This is a genomic window from Roseateles sp. FW305-36, from assembly GCF_058787015.1.
In genome coordinates this window covers 1-583 of record NZ_JBYSZK010000062.1, presented here as the reverse complement: position 1 = coordinate 583, position 583 = coordinate 1, and the positions used below count along the sequence as shown (strand labels likewise).

The window sequence follows — 583 nt, the reverse complement described above, 5'->3', positions numbered from 1 at the left end:
TGGGCACAAGTGCTCAAGGTGGAGCGCGTCGGGCGCCAGGACGACTTCTTCAAGCTTGGTGGGCACTCGCTGCTGGCGGTCTCGGCCATGGCACGGCTGCGAAAACACTTTGCGTTGGACGTGCCACTCAGCGAGTTTTTCCAGCGCAGCCAAGTGCAGACCTTGGCTGAATTTCTAAAAAAACAAATGAACCGCACAAAGGTGAAGGTATGAGGACTCCTCACGAACTGCTCCAGCACCTGATGGACCTAGACATTGAGATATGTCTGGAAGAGGGGGATGTTGCTCTTTATGGTGATAAGACCCAACTTCAAGATGACGCTCTCATAGAAAAAATTCGAGATTTCAAGCCAGAGCTGCTCCAGATCCTGGAAGCTCAAGGGCGACATCAATTCGCTTTGGATGCCAGGCGCACACCTAAACACATTCCTGCCATCAGTGCGGTGTCGGCCGAGGAACGCGAGCAGGGGCTGCCACTGTCGTTTGCGCAGCAGCGCCTGTGGGTGCTGTGCCAGCTGCCTGGCCAGAGCCAGGCGTATCACATGCCCATGGGGCTGCGACTGGATGGGCAACTTCATCCGCA

2 protein-coding genes are annotated in these 583 nt (G+C 55.9%); both read left to right on the top strand.

Annotation, left to right across the window (positions count from 1 at the left end; genetic code table 11):
• Positions 1-213 (top strand): phosphopantetheine-binding protein (locus AC3WOE_RS30560; RefSeq protein ID WP_492696326.1); only part of this gene is annotated, 213 nt, incomplete at its 5' end.
• Between the two features lie 29 nt (positions 214-242).
• A partial coding sequence (locus AC3WOE_RS30555; RefSeq protein WP_492696324.1) for a hypothetical protein occupies positions 243-583 on the top strand: 341 nt, incomplete at its 3' end.